The sequence below is a fragment of the Gammaproteobacteria bacterium genome (genome assembly GCA_003696665.1).
Taxonomy (GTDB): domain Bacteria; phylum Pseudomonadota; class Gammaproteobacteria; order Enterobacterales.
In genome coordinates, this window is record RFGJ01000345.1 from 1 (window position 1) to 4289 (window position 4289).

Sequence of the window (4289 nt, forward strand, 5' to 3'; positions counted from 1 at the left end):
AGAAAGCATGGAACGAACCATGTCTTTCTCAGCCGCTGGAAAAACATCGATAATCCGGTCAATGGTTTTTGCCGCCGATGTGGTATGCAAGGTGCCGAAAACCAGATGCCCGGTTTCTGCCGCGGTCAGCGCGAGCCGAATGGTTTCAAGGTCACGCATTTCCCCGACCAGAATTATGTCTGGGTCCTCACGCAGCGCAGAGCGCAGCGCTTCATTAAAGCCCAAGGTATCACGATGCACCTCGCGTTGGTTCACCAGACATTTTTTACTTTCGTGAACGAACTCGATGGGATCCTCAATGGTCAGAATATGGTCGTACTTATTTTCATTGATATAGTCGATCATCGCCGCAAGAGTGGTACTTTTACCGGAACCTGTCGGTCCTGTCACAAGGACAAGCCCGCGCGGTTTCATGGCAATTTCCTTGAACACCGCTGGCGCACCAAGCTCTTCAAGCGTCAAGACTTGCGATGGAATGGTTCGGAATACGGCGCCTGCTCCACGATTGTGATTAAACGCATTGACACGAAACCGTGCCACACCAGGCAACTCGAAAGAAAAGTCCGTTTCCAGAAACTCCTCATAATCTTTGCGTTGCTTGTCATTCATGATGTCATAGACAAGGCTATGCACCGTCTTATGATCCAGTGGTGGCAAATTGATGCGCCGCACATCGCCATCGACACGGATCATCGGTGGCAGACCAGCCGACAAATGCAAATCTGACGCCTTGTTTTTGACACTAAATGCCAGTAATTCGGTAATATCCATTCGAGCCCCTCTCTGACGATGACTTACCAAGCGTGCACGATATCCATTATGATGTGCACATCAACCAACGCTCACATAAAGATAAACCATTATGGCGACCGTCGCATCCCGCTGGAAGCGAATTCAAGCAGAAATTGAACAAATCGCTTCTAAACCAGTCACCGTCGTTGCGGTGAGCAAGCAACAACCCATCGCAAAAATGCAGGAAGCCTTTGCCGCTGGCCTGCGGCATTTTGGTGAAAGCTATGTACAAGAAGCCTTGTCAAAAATGGCAACATGGCAAGAGCGCACCAACGTTGTATGGCATTTTATCGGTCCCATTCAGAGCAATAAAACCAAACACTTGGCGGAACACTTTGATTGGGTGCAAAGCGTTGATCGCCTCAAGGTTGCGCGACGGCTGAATGACCAACGGCCATCGCATCTGCCGCCACTTAATGTCCTAATCCAGGTGAACATTTCAGGAGAACCTTCAAAATCAGGGGTTCATCCGGACGAGGTGCTGCCACTTGCACAGGCCATTCGCCACTTGCCAAGGCTCTCGCTGCGAGGTCTAATGACAATCCCCTCACCAAATGCACCGATGGATCAGTGGCAATCTATGCTCACACTTTTTCAACAGCTGTCGACGTATGTCAATACGTGCGACACCCTGTCCATGGGCATGTCAAATGACTACGCCACTGCCATCCGGTATGGGGCAACGATGATCCGGTTAGGCACGGCGCTTTTCGGCCCACGATCATCCAATAGGAGCTGAGCAATGGATAAATCCGTCACGTTTATCGGTGCTGGCAACATGGCCCGCGCCCTGATTAACGGCCTCCTCCAACAAGGGGTTGAGGCCAATCGCCTGTCTGTCATTTGTCGAACGCCTCAGAAACACAGTGATTTGCGCGGCCGAGGGATTGAGATCCATCCACCGGGCTCGCCGCCACAAGGTGAGCTGGTCGTTCTGGCCACCAAACCGCAACAGGCTGGTGAAGCACTGGCCCGACTTCGTGGGACACTGGACGGAAAAGTGCTCATCTCTGTGGCCGCTGGCCTCACCACTCGATGGCTGGCGCAAATGTCGGAGTGTCAAAGTGTGATAAGAGCCATGCCGAACACCCCAGCCAGCATTCGACTGGGTATGACTGGTCTATTTGCCAATGAAAGCACACGGCAACGCTTTGGTTATGATGCCGAATGGCTATTCGGCAGTGTCGGCGAATGGCACTGGCTTGATAACGAATCACTCATGGATGCCGTCACGGCCGTCGCAGGCTCGGGACCTGCCTATGTATTCTTGTTGGCTGAAGCCATGACCAAGGCCGCCAGCACGTTAGGTTTCGACCAAGACACGGCTCAACAGATGGTGACGCAGACCATTTTTGGGGCAGCCCATTTGCTCAAACATAGCACGCAATCAGCACAGACGCTTCGCCAACAAGTGACTTCTCCGGGAGGTACCACAGAAGCGGCGATCACCGTACTGCAGGATGGCCGCTTCGAAGCGCTCTTGAAATCTGCCTTGATGGCCGCAGAAAAGAGGGGAAAAGTCTTATCTGAACAAGCCGAGTCCCAACAAGGAGCTGCTGCTTCATGAACATTTTGGCAGACATTACGGAATTGCTAGCCCGCCTACTGCTAAGCGTATTTTTTGTGCGTTTCTGGGCGCAATGGGCGCATGTGGATTTTTATAACCCCTTGGCACAATTCGTTTACCGTTTTACACACCCCGTGTGCCAACCTTTGCGGCGAATCTTGCCGAAACACAGACATTATGACTGGGCTAGCTTGATGGTTAGCTTTACCATCGCCCTCATCGCACAGCTTGCCATCGTCGCGATGTATCCTCTGACGCCATCAGGGCCGGTAATTTTCAAATTGGCGCTCGTGCTGTTTCTGCATAGCGTGTTTAATTTGCTGTTCTGGATTGTTCTGATCCAAGCCATCGCCAGTTTTATCGCACCACCTCAGCAAAATCCTGCGTTGACCTTTTTATACCAATTAACCGCGCCCTTGCTCCGCCCAATACAGCGCCTATTGCCAGCGACTGGCGGCCTTGATTTTTCGCCAATGGTGTTGATGTTTCTCGTCTATCTCGCCATGCGGCTGGTCACGGGTTGGCTACTCTGAACAAAAGCAATGCGTGGTTTTCAAAATCGCAGCTTTGCTGGTATGATCGCGGCCTTCTTGCCGGAACGTAACCGGAGATTCAGGTTGTGAATCATAAACCAGAGAGTTCTGTGTTGGAGACACTGAAATTGCTTTTGGCAGAGGTATTGTCCCTGCCTGAGGAACAGGTCTCCGCCATGCAATCGGACACCCCGCTGTTCGGCGCCCTGCCGGAACTGGACTCTATGGCAGTCGTCGCACTGCTGACCGCTATTGAACACCAATTTGGTATCACTGTTGACGATGCCGAAATTACGGCTGAAACTTTCGAGACGCTAGGAAGCCTCGCCAAATTTATTGAAACACAAACCGCATAACCACTCCACGCGCTCTAGCCGCGGCAACAATGGTCGTTTTCCCCGAATGATGGTGAAAACGACCATCCGTCTTCCTGAAAGTGTCTGACTGAGGCTGTCTTGCCGCTGGCACAGTTCTTGTAGATAGGTTGACGCCAACAATCTGGACAACACGAAAGGAGCGCAACAACCATGAAGACACTTCATCGCACATTACTGGCTTCGTCAGTGGCTTTGGCCATCGCAGGTGGCATTATGCAGGCCTCCATGGCCAACGAAGCGCCCGTCGCCTACAACACCATCAACGACAACCTGTTGATCAGCCAAAATCAAAAAGCACGCCATATCAATACGGTGAACGGGGATGTGCGCGTGCAAACAGGCGCACACGTCGAGCATATTAACACCGTCAGTGGCGATCTATGGCTCGAACCGAACGTACGCGTAGAGGCACTTCACACGGTCAATGGAGATGTTTTTGTGGATAGATCCGTCAATATTGGCCAAATCGATACCGTGAACGGCGATCTGGATATTCGGCAAGACAGTGGCATCAAGAGGCTTCATTCGGTCAACGGGGATCTTCAAGCCAATGCCGCTCGATTTGGCCAAATTGATACAGTCAACGGCGATATCTTGCTGAAAAACGCCACGGTCACAGGCGACATCACAACGTTCTCCGGGGGCATCAAACTGACCGGAACCACCCGAATTGACGGTTCGATTGTGTACGAAAAGCCGAAGAACTGGCGAAAGTCGGATAAAGACATCACCCTGTCCATCGGGCCGCATGTGGTGGTCAAAGGGAAGATCGTGCTGCACCACCCCGTACGCCTAGACATTCATCCGGATGCCAAAACGGGGCAAATCGTCAAGACCTACCAATAATTCACGCTGGGGTGGCGTTCACGAGCGCCACCCCCTTGTGCGTGATAAGCCAATCCTGAACTTCTGGCCCCTCTCCGCGAAAAACCACGCGATGCGATTTCCCCGCCAACTGATAGTCATACATTCGGTCGTAATACCCTTCCAGAAGCGGGCGAATCCATGTTTCGTGTACCG

The 4289-nt window shown here is 52.1% G+C and carries 6 protein-coding genes; 5 read left to right on the forward strand and 1 reads right to left on the reverse strand.

The features are described 5' to 3' along the window. On the reverse strand, window positions 1-771 hold a 771-nt coding region (locus D6694_08970), incomplete at its 3' end, for a type IV pilus twitching motility protein PilT (GenBank protein ID RMH41344.1). Window positions 772-862: 91 nt separating this feature from the next. On the opposite strand from D6694_08970, the gene D6694_08975 reads away from it, so the two are divergent. The 5 genes from D6694_08975 (at window position 863) to D6694_08995 (ending at window position 4115) form a co-directional block, all read left to right on the forward strand. Beyond that, window positions 863-1531, forward strand: coding sequence for a YggS family pyridoxal phosphate-dependent enzyme (locus D6694_08975; GenBank protein RMH41345.1), 669 nt, complete (start codon window positions 863-865; stop codon window positions 1529-1531). A gap of 3 nt (window positions 1532-1534) precedes the next feature. Next, entirely contained in the window at window positions 1535-2359 is an 825-nt protein-coding gene (locus D6694_08980) for a pyrroline-5-carboxylate reductase (protein ID RMH41346.1), read from the forward strand. Further along, complete coding sequence (locus D6694_08985; GenBank protein ID RMH41347.1) at window positions 2356-2892, forward strand: YggT family protein; 537 nt, start codon at window positions 2356-2358, stop codon at window positions 2890-2892. Before D6694_08980 ends, D6694_08985 begins: the two co-directional genes overlap by 4 nt. A 77-nt stretch (window positions 2893-2969) precedes the next feature. Further along, window positions 2970-3248: an acyl carrier protein gene (locus D6694_08990; protein RMH41348.1), complete on the forward strand. Its 279-nt coding sequence runs from the start codon at window positions 2970-2972 to the stop codon at window positions 3246-3248. 171 nt (window positions 3249-3419) lie between these two features. Then, window positions 3420-4115, forward strand: a complete 696-nt coding sequence (locus tag D6694_08995; protein ID RMH41349.1) for a hypothetical protein — start codon at window positions 3420-3422, stop codon at window positions 4113-4115. Window positions 4116-4289 lie beyond the last annotated feature (174 nt).